The 17,949-nt window shown below is 74.5% G+C and carries 21 protein-coding genes and 1 riboswitch; of the genes, 6 read left to right on the top strand and 15 right to left on the bottom strand.

The window, feature by feature from the left end:
• Positions 1-3: 3 nt before the first annotated feature.
• The 9 genes from ABZ340_RS19880 to ABZ340_RS19840 all read right to left on the bottom strand — a co-directional run bounded on the left by ABZ340_RS19880 (position 4) and on the right by ABZ340_RS19840 (position 8,531).
• Positions 4-783, bottom strand: coding sequence for an SDR family NAD(P)-dependent oxidoreductase (locus ABZ340_RS19880; RefSeq protein ID WP_358783087.1), 780 nt, complete (start codon positions 781-783; stop codon positions 4-6).
• Complete coding sequence (locus tag ABZ340_RS19875) at positions 780-1,532, bottom strand: SDR family oxidoreductase (RefSeq protein ID WP_358783086.1); 753 nt, start codon at positions 1,530-1,532, stop codon at positions 780-782. Before ABZ340_RS19875 ends, ABZ340_RS19880 begins: the two co-directional genes overlap by 4 nt.
• Entirely contained in the window at positions 1,529-2,500 is a 972-nt protein-coding gene (locus ABZ340_RS19870; RefSeq protein ID WP_358783085.1) for a fumarylacetoacetate hydrolase family protein, read from the bottom strand. Before ABZ340_RS19870 ends, ABZ340_RS19875 begins: the two co-directional genes overlap by 4 nt.
• Before the next feature lie 69 nt (positions 2,501-2,569).
• Entirely contained in the window at positions 2,570-3,259 is a 690-nt protein-coding gene (locus ABZ340_RS19865) for an MBL fold metallo-hydrolase (RefSeq protein ID WP_358783084.1), read from the bottom strand.
• Between the two features lie 206 nt (positions 3,260-3,465).
• Positions 3,466-4,398 (bottom strand): VOC family protein, encoded by a 933-nt coding sequence (locus ABZ340_RS19860; RefSeq protein ID WP_358783083.1) that lies wholly within the window; start codon positions 4,396-4,398, stop codon positions 3,466-3,468.
• A gap of 5 nt (positions 4,399-4,403) precedes the next feature.
• A complete protein-coding gene (locus ABZ340_RS19855) occupies positions 4,404-5,402 on the bottom strand; it encodes an amidohydrolase family protein (RefSeq protein WP_358783082.1) in 999 nt (332 codons plus the stop codon).
• Positions 5,399-6,529, bottom strand: a complete 1,131-nt coding sequence (locus ABZ340_RS19850) for an FAD-dependent oxidoreductase (protein ID WP_358783081.1) — start codon at positions 6,527-6,529, stop codon at positions 5,399-5,401. Before ABZ340_RS19850 ends, ABZ340_RS19855 begins: the two co-directional genes overlap by 4 nt.
• A gap of 41 nt (positions 6,530-6,570) precedes the next feature.
• A complete protein-coding gene (locus ABZ340_RS19845; protein WP_358783080.1) occupies positions 6,571-7,533 on the bottom strand; it encodes a cyclase family protein in 963 nt (320 codons plus the stop codon).
• On the bottom strand, positions 7,530-8,531 hold the full coding sequence (locus ABZ340_RS19840; RefSeq protein WP_358783079.1) for a fumarylacetoacetate hydrolase family protein: 1,002 nt from the start codon (positions 8,529-8,531) through the stop codon (positions 7,530-7,532). Before ABZ340_RS19840 ends, ABZ340_RS19845 begins: the two co-directional genes overlap by 4 nt.
• Positions 8,532-8,685: 154 nt before the next feature.
• Here ABZ340_RS19840 and ABZ340_RS19835 point away from each other — a divergent pair, with 154 nt between their 5' ends.
• A complete protein-coding gene (locus ABZ340_RS19835) occupies positions 8,686-9,609 on the top strand; it encodes a LysR family transcriptional regulator (protein ID WP_358783078.1) in 924 nt (307 codons plus the stop codon).
• 345 nt (positions 9,610-9,954) lie between these two features.
• On the opposite strand, the gene ABZ340_RS19830 is transcribed toward ABZ340_RS19835, so the two are convergent.
• The 4 genes from ABZ340_RS19830 to ABZ340_RS19815 are packed head-to-tail and all read right to left on the bottom strand — an operon-like array spanning position 9,955 to position 12,649.
• On the bottom strand, positions 9,955-10,824 hold the full coding sequence (locus tag ABZ340_RS19830; protein ID WP_358783077.1) for an ATP-binding cassette domain-containing protein: 870 nt from the start codon (positions 10,822-10,824) through the stop codon (positions 9,955-9,957).
• Positions 10,821-11,570 carry a cobalt ECF transporter T component CbiQ gene (gene cbiQ / locus ABZ340_RS19825; RefSeq protein ID WP_358783076.1) on the bottom strand — a complete coding sequence of 250 codons (750 nt, stop codon included), beginning with the start codon at positions 11,568-11,570 and terminating at the stop codon, positions 10,821-10,823. Before cbiQ ends, ABZ340_RS19830 begins: the two co-directional genes overlap by 4 nt.
• A 9-nt stretch (positions 11,571-11,579) precedes the next feature.
• The gene (locus ABZ340_RS19820) at positions 11,580-11,951 is read right to left on the bottom strand and encodes an energy-coupling factor ABC transporter substrate-binding protein (protein ID WP_358783075.1); all 372 of its coding nucleotides are present in this window, start codon (positions 11,949-11,951) and stop codon (positions 11,580-11,582) included.
• Positions 11,948-12,649 carry an energy-coupling factor ABC transporter permease gene (locus ABZ340_RS19815; RefSeq protein WP_358783074.1) on the bottom strand — a complete coding sequence of 234 codons (702 nt, stop codon included), beginning with the start codon at positions 12,647-12,649 and terminating at the stop codon, positions 11,948-11,950. Before ABZ340_RS19815 ends, ABZ340_RS19820 begins: the two co-directional genes overlap by 4 nt.
• Positions 12,650-12,678: 29 nt before the next feature.
• A riboswitch (cobalamin riboswitch) is annotated at positions 12,679-12,864 on the bottom strand.
• 180 nt (positions 12,865-13,044) lie between these two features.
• Between ABZ340_RS19815 and ABZ340_RS19810 the strand changes: the two genes are divergently transcribed.
• The 4 genes from ABZ340_RS19810 to ABZ340_RS19795 all read left to right on the top strand — a co-directional run bounded on the left by ABZ340_RS19810 (position 13,045) and on the right by ABZ340_RS19795 (position 15,893).
• Positions 13,045-13,434, top strand: a complete 390-nt coding sequence (locus tag ABZ340_RS19810) for a cell division protein SepF (RefSeq protein WP_358783073.1) — start codon at positions 13,045-13,047, stop codon at positions 13,432-13,434.
• Between the two features lie 139 nt (positions 13,435-13,573).
• Complete coding sequence (locus ABZ340_RS19805) at positions 13,574-14,824, top strand: ATP-binding protein (RefSeq protein WP_358783072.1); 1,251 nt, start codon at positions 13,574-13,576, stop codon at positions 14,822-14,824.
• Positions 14,825-14,864: 40 nt separating this feature from the next.
• Positions 14,865-15,197, top strand: a complete 333-nt coding sequence (locus ABZ340_RS19800) for a nucleotide pyrophosphohydrolase (protein ID WP_358783101.1) — start codon at positions 14,865-14,867, stop codon at positions 15,195-15,197.
• Between the two features lie 225 nt (positions 15,198-15,422).
• Positions 15,423-15,893, top strand: a complete 471-nt coding sequence (locus ABZ340_RS19795; RefSeq protein WP_358783071.1) for a DUF6099 family protein — start codon at positions 15,423-15,425, stop codon at positions 15,891-15,893.
• 10 nt (positions 15,894-15,903) lie between these two features.
• Here ABZ340_RS19795 and ABZ340_RS19790 read toward each other — a convergent pair whose 3' ends face one another.
• Entirely contained in the window at positions 15,904-16,275 is a 372-nt protein-coding gene (locus ABZ340_RS19790) for a hypothetical protein (protein WP_358783070.1), read from the bottom strand.
• Between the two features lie 269 nt (positions 16,276-16,544).
• Positions 16,545-16,736: a hypothetical protein gene (locus ABZ340_RS19785; RefSeq protein WP_358783069.1), complete on the bottom strand. Its 192-nt coding sequence runs from the start codon at positions 16,734-16,736 to the stop codon at positions 16,545-16,547.
• 255 nt (positions 16,737-16,991) lie between these two features.
• On the opposite strand from ABZ340_RS19785, the gene ABZ340_RS19780 reads away from it, so the two are divergent.
• Positions 16,992-17,915 carry an LLM class F420-dependent oxidoreductase gene (locus ABZ340_RS19780; RefSeq protein WP_358783068.1) on the top strand — a complete coding sequence of 308 codons (924 nt, stop codon included), beginning with the start codon at positions 16,992-16,994 and terminating at the stop codon, positions 17,913-17,915.
• The last annotated feature ends 34 nt before the right edge of the window (positions 17,916-17,949 follow it).

Below are 17,949 nucleotides of genomic sequence, written 5' to 3'. Positions count from 1 at the left end.
GGTTCAGTGCGCCGCGCCGGGCAGGACGGCGGACCGGCCGCCGTCCACGACGAGGTGGGCGCCGGTGATGTACGCGGCCTCGTCCGAGGCGAGGAAGACGGCCGCGTTCACCACGTCGTCGGGCCGGCCGGTCCGGCCGAGGGGGATGTGGCGGGCGATGCGGCGCATCGGGTGGTCCTCGGCGAGCAGATCGCCGCGGGAGCCCTCCGTGTCGATCATTCCGGGGCTCACGCAGTTGGCGCGGACGCCGTGCGGGGCGCCCTCGGCGGCGAGCCGGCGGGTGAGCGCGATCACCGCGCCCTTGGAGGCGGAGTGCGCGGTGCGCCGGTTGGCGAGGGAGCCGGTGAGGCCGGCCGTCGAGCCGACGGTGAGGACGCAGCCGCGGCTGCGCACCAGGTGCGGCCAGGCGGCCCGGACGGTCAGCCACACCGAGTCCAGCTCGGCGCGCAGCGTGAACGCGAAGTCCTCGTACGGCCGGCCGTCGATCGCCCCGAAGCGGACGGCACCGGCGTTGGCGTAGACGATGTCGACGCCGCCGAACGCGTCGGCGGCCTCCTCCACCCAGGCCCGCACGGAGTCCTCGTCGGTGACGTCCAGGGGGCCGGGGACGAGGGCGGTGCCGCCCTCGCGGGCGATGAGACGCTGGGCCTCCACGGCCTCCTCGTGCAGCAGGTCCCCGCCGACGACGAGGGCGCCCTCGGCGGCGAACCGCAGGGCCGCCGCCCGGCCCTGGCCGCGGGCGGTGCCGGAGATCAGGGCCACCTTGCCGTCGAGCCGTTTCACGACGCCCCCTCGCGCAGGGCGTCGGAGACGGACTTGACCCCGCCGTGCGCGGTCAGCCCGCCGTCCACGGGGATCTCGGCGCCGGTGATGAAGGAGGCGTCGTCGGACAGCAGGAAGACGACCAGCGGGGCGACCTCGGCGGCCGTCCCGGTGCGGCCCAGCGGCGTCTCGCGGATGTTCGCCGCGCGGAACGCCGGGGCGGCGGAGGCGGTCATCTCGGTCTCGATGTAACCGGGGTGGACGGTGTTGACGCGGATGCCGCGCGGGCCCAGCTCCAGGGCGGCGGTCTTCGACAGGCCCCGCAGCGCCCACTTGCTGGTCGTGTAGGCGACCGGGTAGTGGGCGGTGAGGGCCGCCGAGGAGCCGACGTTCACGATGGAGGAGCCGGGCGGCATGAGCGGGGCGAGGTGCTGGATGCCGAGCAGGGGGCCGGTGACGTTGACCGCGTGGACGCGGGCCATGTCCTCGGGGCGCGCGTCGCCGACGCGGGCCCGCCAGGTGATGCCCGCGTTGTTGACCAGGCCGTGGATCTGCCCGTACGACTCCTTCAGCTCGGCGGCGAGCGCGGCCCAGCCGTCCTCGCTGGTGACGTCGAGACGGCGGCAGCCGGGCGCCTCGGTCACGTCGGTGGCGATGACGCGGGCGCCCTCGCGGGTGAGCGCTTCCGCTTCCGCGGCGCCCTGGCCGCGGGCCGCGCCGGTGACGACCACCACCTTGCCCAGCAGCTTCTTGGGGTGCAGGTCGCTCACGGCCGCTCCCGGCTGCGGCGGCGGCCGGCCGGCAGCGGCACGGGCTCGGCGCCGGGGACGACGGTGTTGGTGAGCGTGCCGATGCCCTCCACGGTGAGGCTGACGGTGTCGCCGGGCTTCAGCGGCGGCGGGGTCCGCTCGCCGCGCCGGCCCCACAGCTCGGCGAGGCAGCCGCCGTTGCCGCAGGTGCCCGAGCCGAGCACGTCGCCCGGCACGACGCGGGTGCCGCGGGAGGCGTAGGCCACCATCTCCTCGAAGGTCCAGCTCATGTTGGACAGCAGGTCCTCGCCGACCACCTCGCCGTTGACCCGCGCGGTCAGGGCGAGGCGCAGGAACCCGTCGGCGTCGCGGTGGGGCTCCAGCTCGTCGGCGGTGACGAAGTACGGACCGAGGGTGGTGGCCGTGTCCTTGCCCTTGCACGGGCCGAGGCCGACCTTCATCTCCGCCGACTGCAGGTCGCGGGCGGACCAGTCGTTGAAGACGGTGTAGCCGGCGATGTGGTCGCGGGCCTGGGCGGGGGTGAGGTCGCGGCCCTCGCGGCCGATGACGGCGCCCACTTCGAGTTCGAAGTCGAGCACGGCCGAGCCGGGCGGCACCGGGACGTCGTCGCCGGGGCCGTAGATCGCGTGCGGGTTGGTGAAGTAGAAGGTGGGCGCCGCGTACCACTGCTCGGGCACGCCGGAGGCGCCGTCCACGGACCGCCGTACGCCCTCGACGTGCTCCTCGAAGGTGACGAAGTCCCGTACGGAGGCGGGCCGCAGGGGAGGCAGCAGTTTCACCTGGGAGACGTGCGGGCCGGGCGGCACGTCGAGGGCCGCCGCGCCGGCGGCGAGCAGTCCGGGCAGGCCGCCGGTCTCGGCGAGCAGGCCGGACAGGGAGGTCACGCCGGGCAGCGGGTGGAGGGTGCCGTCCTCTTCGACGACGGCCACCCGGGGGCGGTGGCGGTGCTCATACGTGGCGAAACGCATGGTGCGGCTCCTGGGAAAGGAGGGAGGAGAAAGGGGAAGGGGGAGGGGAGAGGGGGGAGGGAAGAGGGGTCAGCCGAGGGGAATGCGCATGAGGTCGTGGCCCACGGTGACGCGGCCCCGGTAGCCGGCCTTCCGGGCGGAGGCGCGGGCGGCGGCCCACTCGGCGTCCGGGAGCCGCGCCGGGTCGGCCGGGGCCAGGTGGCTGAGGACCACCCGCCGGGCCCGTGCGGTGGCGGCGATCCCGCCGATCCCGGTGTGGACGTGGCGCATGTGCTCGACGAGGCCGGCGGGCATGCCCTGCCGCTCGAACCAGGTGGTGTCGCCCGGCCCCGGCCCCCACACGCGCACGGTGCCGCCGAAGCCGGGCTGCGGGGGCATCACCCCGGCGCACAGCAGCGGGAAGACGAAGTAGCCGACGATGTGGTCGGCGTGCAGGTGGGTGAGGAAGACGCCCTTGAGCGACGGCATGGACAGCCCCGCCTTCAGGTACTGGGTGACGGCGCCCCGGCCGCAGTCCACCAGGTAGGTGTCGGTGCCGACGGTGACGGCGGAGGCGATGCCCATGCGCCCGCCGTACGGCGGCGGGCCGCCCGCCGTGCCCAGCAGGTGGACCACGGTACGGCTCCGGGACCGCCCTCCGGTCTCCGCCGCGGCGGCGAGGGGTGCCGCGCCGGCCTGCGGGGCAACCGCCGGCGCGATCGCGGCGGCGCCGCCGGCCGGCAGGCCGCGACGGGTGAGGCGGGGCGTGGGTGTGCTCATCGGGCGGTTCCTTCGATCGTCGTTGATGCGGGAGCCGTGCGAAGGGGGGCGAGCGGAGGTGCCGCCGAGGGCCGGGGACCGGACGGCCGGGGATCGGGCGGGGGACCGGGACCGGGACCGGGGCCGGGGCCGGGGCCGGGGACGGGGCGGCGCGGCGTCAGGGCGTCGGCCTGCGCCGCCGCGTCCCCGGAGCGGAGGGGGGCCGGTCAGACCGGCGGGGCGACGAACACGCCGCGGTCCGGGTCGTTGAAGGACTCCTTGGCCACCAGCTCGTTCATCGGGTTGGCGGTGCCCCACTGGTCGGTGACCTCGGGCTGGGAGAAGTCGTAGACGTGGGGGTGCCAGGTGTCCTCGTCGAGCAGCTCCAGCTCGGTGGTGTACTCGACGGTGTTGCCGTGCGGGTCGAGGAAGTACGTGAAGGTGTTGTCGCCCGCCATGTGCCGGCCCGGGCCCCAGATCTTCTTGTAGCCGGCCCGGATGACGCGGCCGGAGCCGCGCATGTACTCGTCGATGCCGCGCATCTCGAAGGAGATGTGGTGCAGCGACGTGTGCGGCCCCTTGGCCAGGGCCATGGAGTGGTGCTGGTTGCTGATCCGCATGAAGTGCATGACCTCGCCCATGTGCGGCGAGCTCAGCGTGTCGGAGAGGCGGAAGCCGAGGTGGCGCTCGTACCACTCCCGGGTGCGGTTCAGGTCGGGGGAGTTGAGGACGACGTGGGAGAGCTTGACCGGGATCGACTCCTTCTCCTCGATCTTGCGGTGCTGCCGCACCGCCACGTCCGCCGACACCTCGATGGTGCGGCCGTCGACGTCGAAGAAGCGGAAGCCGTAGCCGCCGCCGGGGGTGTCGATCGTGCCGGGCCGGGAGATCAGCCGGACGCCGCCCGCGAGGAGCTGTTCGGCGAGCGTGTCCACGTCGGCCGCGTCGGCGGCCCCGTAGGAGACGAGGTCGAGGCGCTTCTCCTCGGCCTTGCGCAGCCGCACGACGTACTGTTCCGGGGAGCCCTCGGCGGCCAGGAAGGCGATGCCGGAGTCCTCGGCGACCTTGGTCAGGCCCCAGACGCCGGCGTAGAAGTCGAGCTGCTTGTCGTAGTCGGGCACGGCGAGGTCGACGTGCCGCAGATGGGTGAGCAGACGCATGGGAATCACTCCAGGGAGAGCAGGGCCGCGGCGTTCCGGCCGCGTACGGCGTCGAAGTCGGCGTCGGGCAGGTGCGCGGCGCGCAGGGCGCCGACCGGGTCCTCGGTGCCCATGTCGAAGGGGAAGTCGGAGCCGAGCAGCACCCGGTCCGCTCCGGCGACGCGGACCAGTTCCCGCAGGACGTGCGGATCGTGGACGAGGGAGTCGAAGTACAGCCGCTTCAGGTAGCTGCTGGGCGGGTGGGCGCAGCCGGCGCCCGCGTCGGAGCGGGCCGACCAGGCGTGGTCGGACCGGCCGATGTGGGTGGGCAGATAGCCGCCGCCGTGCGCGGCGATCAGCTTCAGCCCGGGGTGGCGGTCCAGCACGCCGGAGAAGATCAGGTGCGACAGCGCGACGGCGTTCTCGGTGGGCTGGCCGACGGTGTTGGACAGGTACCACCGGTCGAGCCGCTCGTCCAGGGTGCATCCGAAGGGGTGCAGGAAGACGAGGGCGCCGGTCTCCTCGGCCCGCGACCACAGCGGCTCGTAGGCCGGGTCGGACAGCTCGCGGCCCGGCGCGTGGCTGGAGATCTCCACGCCGGACAGGCCCTGCTCCAGGGCGTGCTCGAGGGCCCGCACCGCGAGTTCCGGGTGCTGGAGCGGGACCAGGCCCAGGCCGCGCAGCCGGTCCGGGGCGGCCGAACAGTGTGCCGCCGTCGCCTCGTTGGCGAGCCGGTACACCTTCTCGGCGGTCTCCTCGTCCGCCCAGTAGTGGTAGTGCGAGGGCGAGGGGCTCACCAGCTGCACGTCCACGCCCTGGGCGTCCATCGCGGCCAGCCGCACGGCCGGGTCGGTCAGCTTCGGGATGCGCTCGCCCACCATGGGGCCGCTCACGGCGAGGGCCGCGGGACCGTTGCGGCGGGCGTCGAGCTCCCTGGCCTCGGCGTGGCCGGGCAGACCGGCCACGAGCGCGTCGATCCCGGGCAGCAGGACGTGGGCGTGCACGTCGATCGTGGGCGTGGTCACGGCAGCTCCCTCAGCATCGTCATGGTGCGGCCCATCAGGCCGGCGACGTCGGCGTCGCGGACGCCGTCGAGCTGCCACCGCCCGATCTGCACGGACGCCTCCACGACCGGGCGCACACGCCGCACGCGGCGCTCGTGGTACGCCTGGAAGAGGGCGTCGTCCCAGGTGCCGGTCGCGGTCAGCATCTGCGCGAGCACGAGCGCGTCCTCCAGGGACAGCGCGGCGCCCTGGGCCAGGGTGGGCGGGCAGCAGTGGGCGGCGTCGCCGACGAGGACGACGCGGCCCCGGTGCCAGGAGCCCTCGACCAGCATGCGGTCGAACCAGGTGTAGTTGACCTTCGCCGGGTCGGTGATGTGCTCGGTGATCTCCGGCCAGAAGCCGCCGTACGCCGAGGCCAGGCGCCGCATCTCCTCGGCGTACGACTCCGGCGGGATCGAGGCGCGGTCGCGGTTGGCCTCGACGACGTACGCGTAGATCGTGTCCTCGCCGGTGGGGCAGTAGCCGGCGATGTAGGCCGGGCCGCCGTAGGCGAGGTCGGTGCGCACGACACCGGCCGGGCGCGGCGCGGCGACCCGCCAGATGGCCATGCCGGTCGGCTCGGGCCGGTCCGTGATGCCGATGGCGGCACGGGTGGCCGAGCTCAGGCCGTCGGCGGCGATCACCAGGTCGTAGCGGCCCTCGGTGCCGTCGGTGAACCGGACGGTGACGCCCTCGGCGTCCTGGTCCAGGGAGACGGCGCGGGTGCCGAGCCGCACCGAGGCGCCGCTCGCGCGGACGGCGTCGATGAGGATGCGCTGGAGCCGGGGCCGCTGCATGCCGACGGTGGCGGGCAGGTCGTCGCCGCCGGTGCGCAGGTCGTCCTGGACGTGCAGGACGGTGCCGTCGGGGGCGGTGATGCCGACCGAGCCGAAGGCGTAACCGGACGCCTCGACCTGCTCCCACACCCCGAGTTCGCGCAGCACGCGCAGGGCGTTGCCCTGGAGGGTGATGCCGGAGCCGGCGGTGGCGTTCCAGTCGTCCTTGGCCTCGACGAGGTCCACGGACAGACCGGCCCGGCGCAGCAGGATCGTCACGGCGTTGCCGGCCGCGCCGCCGCCGACGACGAGGACCGTGCGGGGTTGAGTCATGGGGAACTCCCTTGTTCCGCGGGCTGGTTGCGCTCCGCGTCCTACTTGACGGCGATCGGGTTGACGGGCGAGCCGACCGCGCCGGTGATGGGCAGGGGAGCGGCGGTGAGCCAGAACGCGTGACGGCCGTCGGCCGCGCAGTCCTGTGCCAGCGCGTCCAGGTCCCACATCTCGCCGATGAGCAGGCCGATGTGGGGGATGGCGACCTGGTGCAGCGGCTGGAAGGCGTGCGCGAACTCGTTGGGCCGCACCTCGAAGCCCCAGGTGTCGGTGGCGATCGCGGCGATCTCGGTGCGGTGCAGCCAGCCGGCCGTGGTGAAGGACAGGCCGGGCGCCGGGCCGCCGGCGTAGTCGCCCCAGCCGTCGCGGCGGGCCCGGGCGAGCTGCCCGGTCCGTACGAGGACGATGTCGCCGCGTCCCACGGTCACGCCGTGCGCCTCGGCGGTCGCCGTCAGGTGCTCCTCCGTGATCGCGAAACCGTCGGGCAGCTCCCCGTCGGTGCCGATCACGCGGCCGACGTCCAGCAGGACACCGCGTCCGGCGACGTGCGGGGCCATGTGCTCGATGCCGGTGACCAGGTCGCCGTCGGAGGTGACGACCTTCTCCGCCGGGCGCCCGTTCCACGCCTTGCCGTGGTCGAAGATGTGCCCGAGGCCGTCCCACTGGGTGGAGCACTGCAACGGCATCGCGATCACGTCGTCGGCGCCGCCGATGCCGTGCGGGAAGCCCTGGTTGCCGAGGGCGGCGTCGGTGCCGGTGTCCAGCATGGTGTGGACCGGGTTGGTCCGCCGCCGCCAGCCCTTCTGCGGGCCGTTCATGTCGAAGCGCTGGGAGAGGGAGAAGCTGACGCCCCGCCGGATCAGGGCCGCGCCCTCGCGCCGCTTGCCCTCGTCGAGGAAGTTGAGGGTGCCGAGCCGGTCGTCCTCGCCCCAGCGGCCCCAGTTGGAGCACGCCTCGGCGGCCTCGGCGATGGCGCCCTCGGGGTCGTCGCGGTCGAGGGTCACGACGTCACCTCCGCCACACAGCGGGTGCGCTGGACGCCGAGGCCGGTGATGGTGGACTCCATGACGTCGCCGTCGCGCAGCAGCCGGCCCCAGTGCATGCCGTTGCCGGCCGGGCTGCCGGTCAGCACCAGGTCGCCGGGGAGGAGACGGGCGCTCTGCGAGGCGTAGGACACCATGCGCGCCACGCTGAAGATCATGTCCTTGGTGGACTCGTCCTGCATCGTCTCGCCGTTCAGCTTCAGCGTCAGCCGCAGGTCGCCGGGGTCGGCGACCGACTCCGCCGGCACGATCCAGGGGCCGAGCGGGGTGAAGCCGGGGGCGTTCTTGCTGCGCAGCCAGTCGGTGCCGATCTGCGGCATGTCCCGGCGGAAGACGGTGGCGCGGTCGGTGAGGTCGTTGGCGATCGTGTACCCGGCGACGTACTCCAGGGCCTCCTCGACGGACACCCGATGGGCGGGCCGGCCGATCACGGCCGCCAGCTCCAGCTCCCAGTCGGGCTTCTTCGCCCACGCGGGCAGCACCACGTCGTCGTACGGGCCGGTGACGGCGCTGGGCAGGCCGATGAACACGTACGGCAGGTCCTCCGCCGCCCGGCGGTCCATGATCTCCGCGGCCTCGGCGCGCCGCTCCTCCTCGGGCCGGTCGTCGCCCGGGGCGCGGTGGGCCACGTGCAGGTCGATGACGTGCCGGCGGTAGTTGGCGCCGGACTGGAAGACCTGGCGCGGCTCGACGGGCGCGTGCACCCGGAGGTCCGCGAGCGGCCTGCCGCCCGCACCCGGTTCCGCCGCCAGCGCGCGCAGCCGCGGCAGGGCGGACTCCCAGCGCTCCAGCAGCTCCCGGACCGTCAACCGCCCCTCGCCGAAAGCGGCTCTGAGGTCGAGCGCCCGGCCGTCGGGGGTGACGAGAGCGGGGAAGGCCGGCTCGTCGGGAGCCGACAGGGTGGCGAGGGCGAACGGTCCGGCGAAGAGCGCGGACGCGGATTCAGGTTTCACGGACATGTCCTCCTGATGGCGATGTGACTAATCTGGACCCGCCACCCGTGATCAGGGAAATAGATTCCGTGGATGACAAGCATCCACCGCGTTGATGCCCTGTGCGAGGGTGTGGCATGTGCCCGCCGCTGTCCGGCGCCGTACCGCAAGGGGAAGTCCCGTGAACCTGGCCAGCCTCGACCTCAACCTCGTCGTCGCCCTGCGCGCGCTGCTGGAGGAGCGCAACGTCACCCGGGCCGGGCAGCGCGTCGGCCTCAGCCAGCCCGCCATGAGCGCCGCGCTCGCCCGCCTGCGCCGCCACTTCGACGACGACCTGCTCGCCCGGGTCGGCGGCCACTACGAACTCACCGCGCTCGGGCAGGTCCTCCTCGACCGCACCTCCACCGCCTGCGACCTGCTGGAACGCCTCTTCGCCAGCCAGGCCGACTTCGACCCGGCCGAGGAGAGCCGCGAGTTCAGGCTCCTGGCGTCCGACTACGCCGTCTCCGTCTTCGGCGCCGAACTCGCCCGCGTCGTGCACGAGGAGGCCCCCGGCATCCGGCTGCGCTTCACCCAGACCCCGCCCACCGTGGCCGACGACACCGCCGCGCTGCTGAGCGCCACCGACGGCCTGCTCATGCCGCACGGCGTCATCAGCGGCTTCCCCGCCACCGACCTGTACGAGGACCGCTGGGTCTTCCTCGTCGCGGACGGCCATCCGACCGTCACCGACCGGCTCACCCGGCGGGACCTGGCCCGGCTGCCCTGGGTCACCTACCAGCGGACCTACGACGCCCCCGCCGTACGCCAGCTCGGCATGCTCGGCGTCGAGCCCCGCGTCGAGGTCTCCGTCGACAGCTTCCAGCTTCTGCCGCACCTGGTGGCGGGCACCCGGCGGATCGCCCTGGTGCAGGCCCGCCTCGCCCGGCTGCTCGCGCCGGTCGCCGCCGTGCGCGTGGTGGAACCGCCCTACGAGGCGGTGCCGCTGCGGGAGGCCCTGTGGTGGCATCCGGTGCACACGCACGACGCGGCCCACATCTGGCTGCGCGAGACGGCGGCACGGGTCGGGGAGCGCCTGGCGGGGACGGGACCGGAGGGCCCGTAGGCAGCCGGAGAGCCCCCGGGGCATCCACGCCGTGGATCGGAGGCACCGGGAACTCGGCCCGCGCGAGGACTGGGCGGGAAGACGTCCGGCCCGCATGGCCGCGGCACATCACCGCGCCCGGCCCCGTGCCCGCGCGCCGACATCCATGGCGTTCGCGGCGGCCGCCAACGGGCTCACTCCGGGCCGTGCCCGCGCGCCGACACCGCCGACACCGCCGACACCACCGACACCGCCGACGCCGCCGACGGCCGAACCCGGCCGGCGCTTACCCGTACGGCGACGGGTCCGGGCGCCCCGGCAACCGGCGCCCCGGTTCTCCGACCGCCCCGCCAAAGCCCGGCCCGCTCACCCGCCACCACCGGAGCGCGGGCCGGCCCCCGCCGCCACCAGCGCCGCCAGCTCCTCCGGCGTGCGCGGACCCGCCTCCCCCTGCGCCAACGCCCCCCGCGCGCACAGCAGCCGGGCCACCGCCACCCCCCACGGCAGCCGCAGCCCCGCCTCCCGCAGCAGGTCCGCGCGGGCCAGCAGACCGGCCGCCGGGCCGGTGTGCACCCCGCCCCCCGGGGTGAGCAGCGCGGCGTCGTCGGCCCAGCGCAGGGCGAGGTCGACGTCGTGCGTGGCCATCACCACGGTCGTCCCGCCCGCGCGCAGCCCGTCCAGCGTGGCGAGCAGCCGCTCCTGCCCGTCCGGGTCGAGCCCGGCGGTCGGCTCGTCCAGGATCAGCACCCGGGGCCGCATCGCGACCGCCCCGGCGATCGCGGTCCGCTTGCGCTGCCCGTACGACAGCAGATGGGTGGGCCGGTCGGCCAGCGCCCCGATGTCCAGCGCGTCCAGCGCCTCCGCCACCCTCGCCCGCACCTGCGCGTCGGGCAGGCCGAGGTTCAGCGGCCCGAACGACACGTCCTGCGCGACCGACGCTGCGAACAGCTGGTCGTCCGGGTCCTGCACCACCAGCTGCACGGTCGTCCGCAGCCGCGTCAGCCCCTTCCGGTCGTACGTCACCGGCTCCCCGTCCACCAGCAACCGCCCCGCCCGCGGCCGGAGTCCACCGCTGAGCAGCCGCATCAGCGTCGTCTTGCCGCTGCCGTTGCGGCCCAGCAGCGCCAGCGCCCGCCCCTCGCGCACCGCGAAGTCGAGCCCGCCGAGCACCTCCGGCCCGTCCTCGTACCCGAAGGACACGCCCCGCAGGGCGGCCACCGCGGTCGCGTCGCTCATGTCAGGGGCCCTTTCAGTACGAAGGTCAGGGCGGCCAGCGCCGCCAGCAGCGCGGCGCTCGCCGCCGTGAAGGGGACGGAGACGCGGGCCTCGGGCACCAGGACGCGCAGGGTGCCGTCGTAGCCGCGCCCGGCCAGCCCCGCCTGCAACCGCGCCGCCCGGCCGAAGGCCCGCACGAACGCGGTGGCGCCGAGCCCGCCCAGGGACCGCCAGGCGGCGGCCCGGGTGGTGTGCCCGAGCCGGGCCGCCTGCGCGTCGCGCACCCGGCGCACGGAGTCCAGCAGCAGGAAACTCATGCGGTACGTCACCAGCGCCACGTCGACCACCGGCGCGGGCACCCCGGCCCGCACCAGGCGCGGCAGCAGATCCGACATCGGCGTGGTGAACGCGAACAGCAGCACCCCGAGCGAGGCCGCGCAGGACCGCAGCAGCAGCTCCCCGGCCCGCACCCACCCCCCGTCGGCGAGCGCCACGAACCCGTCCGCGCCGCCGACCCGCACCAGCAGCGGCAGCGCCCCGGTCACACAGAACCCCAGCGGCACCCGGCAGGCCCGCCACAGCCGCCGCCCCGGCACGCCCGCCGGGCCCAGCAGCACGGCGAGGGCCGTGACCAGCACCAGCGCCGCGCCCGGCCAGGGCGGCAGGCAGACGGCGAGCGCGGTGAGGCCGAGCCCGAGCACGGCCTTGTCCACGGGATGGCGGCGGCGCCAGCGGCCGGCGTGCGCCGCCGCGTCGATCGGCAGCACGGCGCGGCCTCAGTCCCGGTCGCCGGCGGGCGCCGCGGCGCCCCCGTGCGGGCCGTCACCGTCCCGCGGCGCCGCCAGGGCCCGTTCCTCGCCCTGCCGCCGCCCCCGGCGCAGTCCGAAGTAGTACGCCAGCACGCCCGCGCCGATCGCCGCCTGCACCGCGAACAGCGCCGACTCGACCTCCCCGGACGGCGGTTCGTACAGGGGCGAGAACCACGGCTCGTAGTCCGGGTCGATCTCGGTGATCGCCGTCTCCGCCTCGGCGTCGGCCCCCGCGAACGGCTCCTCCTTGTGGTCGCCGAGCCCGAGCGCCAGGGGCAGGACGGCCAGTGCGGCCACCGCCAGCAGCAACAGCGCGTTGATCTTCGTGTTCCGCTTCACCGGGCCACCGCCTCCTGTGCCTTCCGGGCCTTCGGCCCGTCCGCCACCACACCGAGCCGGGCCAGTTCCCCCTTGCTGGACTGCGTCAGCAGCCGCATCACGAGCACGGTGAGCAGCCCCTCGCTCACCGCCAGCGGGATCTGGGTGACGGCGAAGACGGAGCCGAACGTGCCGAGCGCGCCCCAGAACCCGCTGCCCGGGTCGGGGAAGGCGAGCGCCAGCTGCACGCTGGTGACGCAGTAGGTGGACAGGTCGGCGGCGAACGCGGCGGCGAACACCGCGACCATCAGCGGCACGCCGCACCGCCGCAGCAGCCGGTACACGCCGTACCCGGCCCACGGCCCCACGATCGCCATGGAGAACACGTTGGCGCCGAGCGTGGTCAGCCCGCCGTGCGCGAGCAGCAGCGCCTGGAAGAGCAGGGTGATGGTGCCGAGCACCGCCATGACCGGCGGCCGGAACAGGATCGCGCCCAGTCCCGTCCCGGTGGGATGGGAGCAACTCCCGGTGACGGACGGCAATTTGAGCGCCGACAGGACGAACGTGAACGCCCCGGACGCGCCGAGCAGCAACGTGCTCTCGGGATGCTCCCTCACCTCACGGGTGAGCGACCGGACTCCGTGGACGACGAACGGCGCGGACGCGACACCCCAGGCGATCGCGTGCGCCGGAGGCAGAAAGCCCTCGGCTATGTGCATGGCTCGGCAGACCCTCTCCAGCACCTCGTGGATGGACGACGCGCCTTGGCCGGTCTCCTGGCTGACGGGTACCACCGCCCGTGCTCCGCCTTCCCAGGTCCCGAAGGACCCAGTGGCCGCCCGTGAGGGCCGGAGCCGGACTTCCCGATCACAGTGGCGAGGGCCGCACCGGCATCACACCGGATTTCCCGTTCACCAAGGCGTGGCGACAGTAGTGCTCCCGCGGGGGTGGTGACAAGCCGGACCGAACGGGGCGAGCGGCCCACGGGAACGCGCCCGGCCGCGAGACCGTACGGCTCGGCCGGCCGGCACCGTGTCGCTGTTGGGCCGATCGGGTGACATGGCGTAAGAATTGGCTGGTGCAGGCAACAAGGCGAGTCGAAGCGGGGGAGCCGGTGAACAGCCACGACGTCACCGATGAACAGTGGGAAGGGCTCGCCCAGGTCGTGCCGTTGCGGGGCCGCGACGCCTGGCCCTCCTCGGTGGGCCACCGCGCGCTGCCGGAGGCGGAGACGGAGGCCCGGCGCCGCTTCGTCGTCCTGCGGGTCAACGTGTTCGCCGACGCCCGCGAGGTCGCCGAGACCCTCATGGCGGGCATCCCGGTCCTGCTCGATCTGACCGGCGCGGAGACCGAGGTCGCCAAGCGGGTCCTGGACTTCAGCACGGGCGTCGTCTTCGGCCTGGCCAGCGGGATGCACCGGGTCGACCGGAACGTGTTCCTGCTCACGCCGGCCGGCACCGAGGTGACCGGGCTCATGGAGGGCGCGGGAGTTCCCGGCGTCTGACGGCTCTCCCGGGGGCGGCGAGGCGGGACGGCCCCGGCGGGTGAGGGGCGGGCCCGCCCTGACGCGCCCGGTCCCCCGATCGTAGGAAGGGGCCGACGGCAAAACGGTTCGCCCGGCGGCGGAGCCCTACGGTCCGGACATGACCTTGCCGACCCCGCCGGCCGCTCCCGCGCCGCCGTCCGCGGTGCCGCGCGACGGCGACAAGGGGCGCCCCGACCGGCCGTGCGTCACCGAACTGCGGCTGTCCGCCTTCGCCGCGCACCGGCGCGTCACCGTCCCGCTCGCGCCGCTCACCCTCCTGGCCGGGCCGAGCGGCAGCGGCAAGACCAGCGCGCTGCGGGCGTACGAGGCCCTCGCCCGGCTCGGTTCCGGTGCCGAACTCGGCACGGTCTTCCCCGACCCGGGCGCCTGCGTGCCCGAGCGGGCCCGGCCCGACGCCCAGCGGCGCCGCGGCTTCCGCATCGGCTGCACGGCCGACGGCCCCGAGGGACCGGTCCGGCTCGACGTCGCCGTCCAGGCGGAACCCGACCTGCGGATCGTGGGCGAGCGGCTGACGGCCGACGGACTCGTGCTGCTCCAGACCGCCCTGCGCGACCCCGGCCGCCGCGCCGTGCAGGCCGCCTGGCACACGGCCGGACCGGCGCCGGTGACCCGCGCCCCGCTGCCCGACGACCGGCTGGGCACCGCCCTGCTGCCGCTGCGGGTGGCGGGCAAGACGGACGGGCAGCGCAGGGTGCTCGCCGCCGCCGAGCAGATGCTGGTCGCCCTGCGCTCCGTCTTCGCCTGCGATCCGCGGCCCGCGCGGATGCGGGAGCCGGCGCCGGCCGGTTCGGGACGGCTGCTCGGCGGCTGCGGCAACATCGCCGACGTGCTGTGGCGCACCCGCACCGAGTGCGGACGGCGGCACGCCCGGTTCGTCGAGGCGGCGCGCGCCGGATGCGCCGGGCCGGTCGCCGACGTGCTGGCCGAGCCGGTGACCGGCGGAGCGGTCCGCGCGCTGCTCGACCGGGGCGGCGGCACCCGCACCGGCCTCGCGCGCCTGGGCTACGGCGAGCTGCGCTATCTCGCGCTCGCGCTGGTCCTGCTCACCGGGCCCGGGGTGCTGGAGGTCGACGTGGCCGGCGAGGTCCCCGCCGCCCTGCAGACGCTCACCGTCCTCGCCGACGGACTCGACCGGGGCCTGGACGCCCGGCAGCGGGAGGGCCTGCTGCGGCTGGCGGCCCGGATGTGCGACCGCGGGCACGTCCGGCTCGTCGGCACGACCAGTGACGCGTCGTGGGCCACCGGGGCGGACGCGGCGGGCGGGCCGGACGGGGCGGGCAGGCAGGAGGGAGTGGACGGGGTGGACGGGTTGAAGGTGGTACACCTGGGCCGTGACACACGAGTCTGAACCCCCTGCACCCGGCCCCCTCGGCTCCGGACCCCCCGGCCTGGCGGAACTGCAACGCAGGCTCGCCGAGTTCGCCGCCGCCCGGAACTGGCAGCCGTACCACACCCCGAAGAACCTCGTCTCCGCGCTCAGCGTCGAGGCGTCCGAACTGGTCGAGATCTTCCAGTGGCTGACGCCGGAGCAGTCGGCCCGCGTCATGGACGACCCCGGCACCGCGCACCGCGTCACCGACGAGGTCGCCGACGTCCTCGCCTACCTGCTCCAGCTGTGCGAGGTGCTCGGCATCGATCCGCTGGCCGCGCTGGCGGCGAAGATCGAGCGGAACGAGCGGAGGTTCCCGGTGCCGGGGGACGGTGCGGCCGACGGAACGTGACGGCCGGGAGGACGCCTGGAGAACGGGCCGGAACTCCCCGCCGCACCGAGGAGCAACCCCGTCCGTTATTACTCTCCGCAGCCGAAATCCCGCCCGAAACCGAATTGTTGTCCATAGATTTCCGTCTTCCTCTGGCTTTTCGCCCTCGAAGCCTTCACTCTGGGTAGTGGACAGCGGAGTTCGGGCGGACGTGCGCGGAGCACGTCGGACAGACGGGGGCGGCCCATGGACGCGGTGCGGCTCATCGTGACGAGCAGGCGCGCACTGGCCGCGAGCGGCGACGTGCCTCAGATCCTGGGGGAGGTGTGGCAGGCGCAGGCCCTGGCGCAGGCGATCGGCAGCCGCCTGGCGGTCTTCGGCCCGCCCGAACTGCGGGGCGAGGCGCTCGGGCTCACCGAGCTCGCCGGCCGCGGCTGCGGCGTGCTGCACAGGCCGCGGCTCGGCCCCGGTGAGCTGCGCGCCGCCCAGCTCACCGAACTGGGCGACGCCCGCCAGGCGCTGGCCCGCCTCGACGGCCTCCTCGGCGAGATCGGCATCGCCCTCGTCGGCATCGCCTGCGCCGCGGACGACGAAGGCACCTACTGGCAGTGCATGGAGGCCATCGACGCGGCGGACGAGTCCCGGGACCGCGTCCTGGAGATGCTGCGCAGACTGGCGGACCGGGAAGAGGCGTTACCGGAGCGGGAGGCGGGCTGACCGGCCGGGATCACTGATCGCTGTAGCGGAAGTCGCCCACGCTCCACGCGGTGACGTCCTTGATCGCGACGCGGTACATGCCGCCGGTCTCCGGAATGCCCGTACTGCCCTGGAGGATGCGCGCCAGATGGAAGTGCAGATGGGTGGGCGGCTCGTCGCCGTCGGCCTCGGCGGCTCCGGCGCCGTCGAAGACGGGGGAGAACGCCCGCAGCCGGTCGGAGCTGCGCAGGACCTCCGCCACGCGCTGCCTCCACACGGCTTGGGGAGCCAGCCGGCCGGTGATGACGGCACCGCCCACGACGACCGTCAGCGACATCTGATTGCTGTGCTCGGCCTCCACCATGGTGGCGATGCCGACGAGCAATTCGTCAGGATGCGACATGGGAGCCGATTGTATGGGGCCCGCGGGCAACCGGAGGGAACCCCGGCGAAGATCCTCTCTCGGTACACCCTGGTGGGGAGAGGGGCGACCGGGCGCACGCCCGGGGGAGGGGTAAGAGGGAAAGGAGGGAAGAGGGGAAGAGTGGAGGGGAGGCAGGACACGAGGCACGGGGGCTGCGCGGGCATCGGGAACCCTCCCGCGCCACCCCGCGCGGCCGGGGACGCCCCTCCCGCGCGGGGTGCGCCGGCCGGGGAGCCCCGGCCGGCGGTTCACGCGGGCTCGGCCGGCGTTCTCTTCCCGTCGCCCTCCGGCACGCGTCCCGCCCCCGCGGCCGACTGCAGATCCGCGTCCAGGGCCGACAGGTCCGCGTTGAGCGCCGCCATCAGCTCCTCCATCTGCTCCAGCAGCCCCTTCGGCCGGGCAGCGGCCCCGCCCTGCTGCGGCACGGTCTCTTCGGACATGACGGCCTCCTCGGCCCCTGGCCCCCGGGGAGGCCGACTCGGTGACGCCCCGGCGTCGCCCGCCGGCACGGGTACCGGGCGGTCCGGCACCGCCCGTGCCAACGATCACCTCGCGGGCCGGTCACTGGCACGGTCGTGTCCCGGACGCGGGGTTGACGCGATTTCACCCGACCGGGGAGCACCGGGACCGGCCGACGGCCGCCGGGACCGGGGACCGGCGGGAAGAACGCCCGCCCGAGCATGCAGGATGGATACATGGATCTGCGCATCTTCACCGAGCCCCAGCAGGGGGCCACCTACGACACCTTGCTCACCGTGGCGAAGGCCACCGAGGACCTGGGCTTCGACGCCTTCTTCCGCTCCGACCACTATCTGAAGATGGGCTCCGTGGACGGCCTCCCCGGCCCCACCGACGCCTGGATCACCCTCGCCGGCCTCGCCCGCGAGACCAAGCGCATCCGGCTCGGCACGCTGATGACCGCCGGAACCTTCCGGCTGCCCGGCGTGCTCGCCATCCAGGTCGCGCAGGTCGACCAGATGTCCGGCGGCCGCGTCGAACTGGGCCTGGGCGCCGGCTGGTTCGAGGAGGAGCACAAGGCGTACGGCATCCCCTTCCCGAAGGAGAAGTTCGCGCGCCTGGAGGAGCAGCTGGAGATCGTCACCGGCCTGTGGGCGACCGAGGTCGGCAAGACGTACGACTTCCACGGCGCGTACTACGACCTCACCGACTCGCCCGCGCTGCCCAAGCCCGCGCAGAAGAAGGTCCCCGTGCTCATCGGCGGCCACGGCGCGACCCGTACCCCGCGCCTGGCCGCGAAGTACGCCGACGAGTTCAACATCCCCTTCGCCTCCGTCGAGGACACCGAGCGCCAGTTCGGCCGGGTCCGCGCCGCCGCCGAGCAGGCCGGGCGCAAGGCCGGCGACCTGACGTACTCCAACGCCCTCATCGTCTGCGTCGGCCGGGACGACGCCGAGGTCGCCCGCCGCGCCGCCGCGATCGGCCGCGAGGTCGACGAGCTGAAGCTGAACGGGCTCGCGGGCTCCCCGGCCGAGGTCGTCGACAAGATCGGCCGCTACGCCGAGGTCGGCTCGCAGCGGATCTACCTCCAGATCCTCGACCTCGACGACCTGGACCACCTGGAGCTGATCTCCTCGCAGGTCCAGACGCAGCTGTCCTGACCGCGTCCGACGGCACAGGAACAGCAGGAACAAG

The sequence above is a fragment of the Streptomyces sp. NPDC006134 genome (genome assembly GCF_040628835.1).
Classification (GTDB): domain Bacteria; phylum Actinomycetota; class Actinomycetes; order Streptomycetales; family Streptomycetaceae; genus Streptomyces.
Note: the sequence above shows the minus strand (reverse complement) of the source record. Positions and strands in the feature narration are given on the sequence as shown.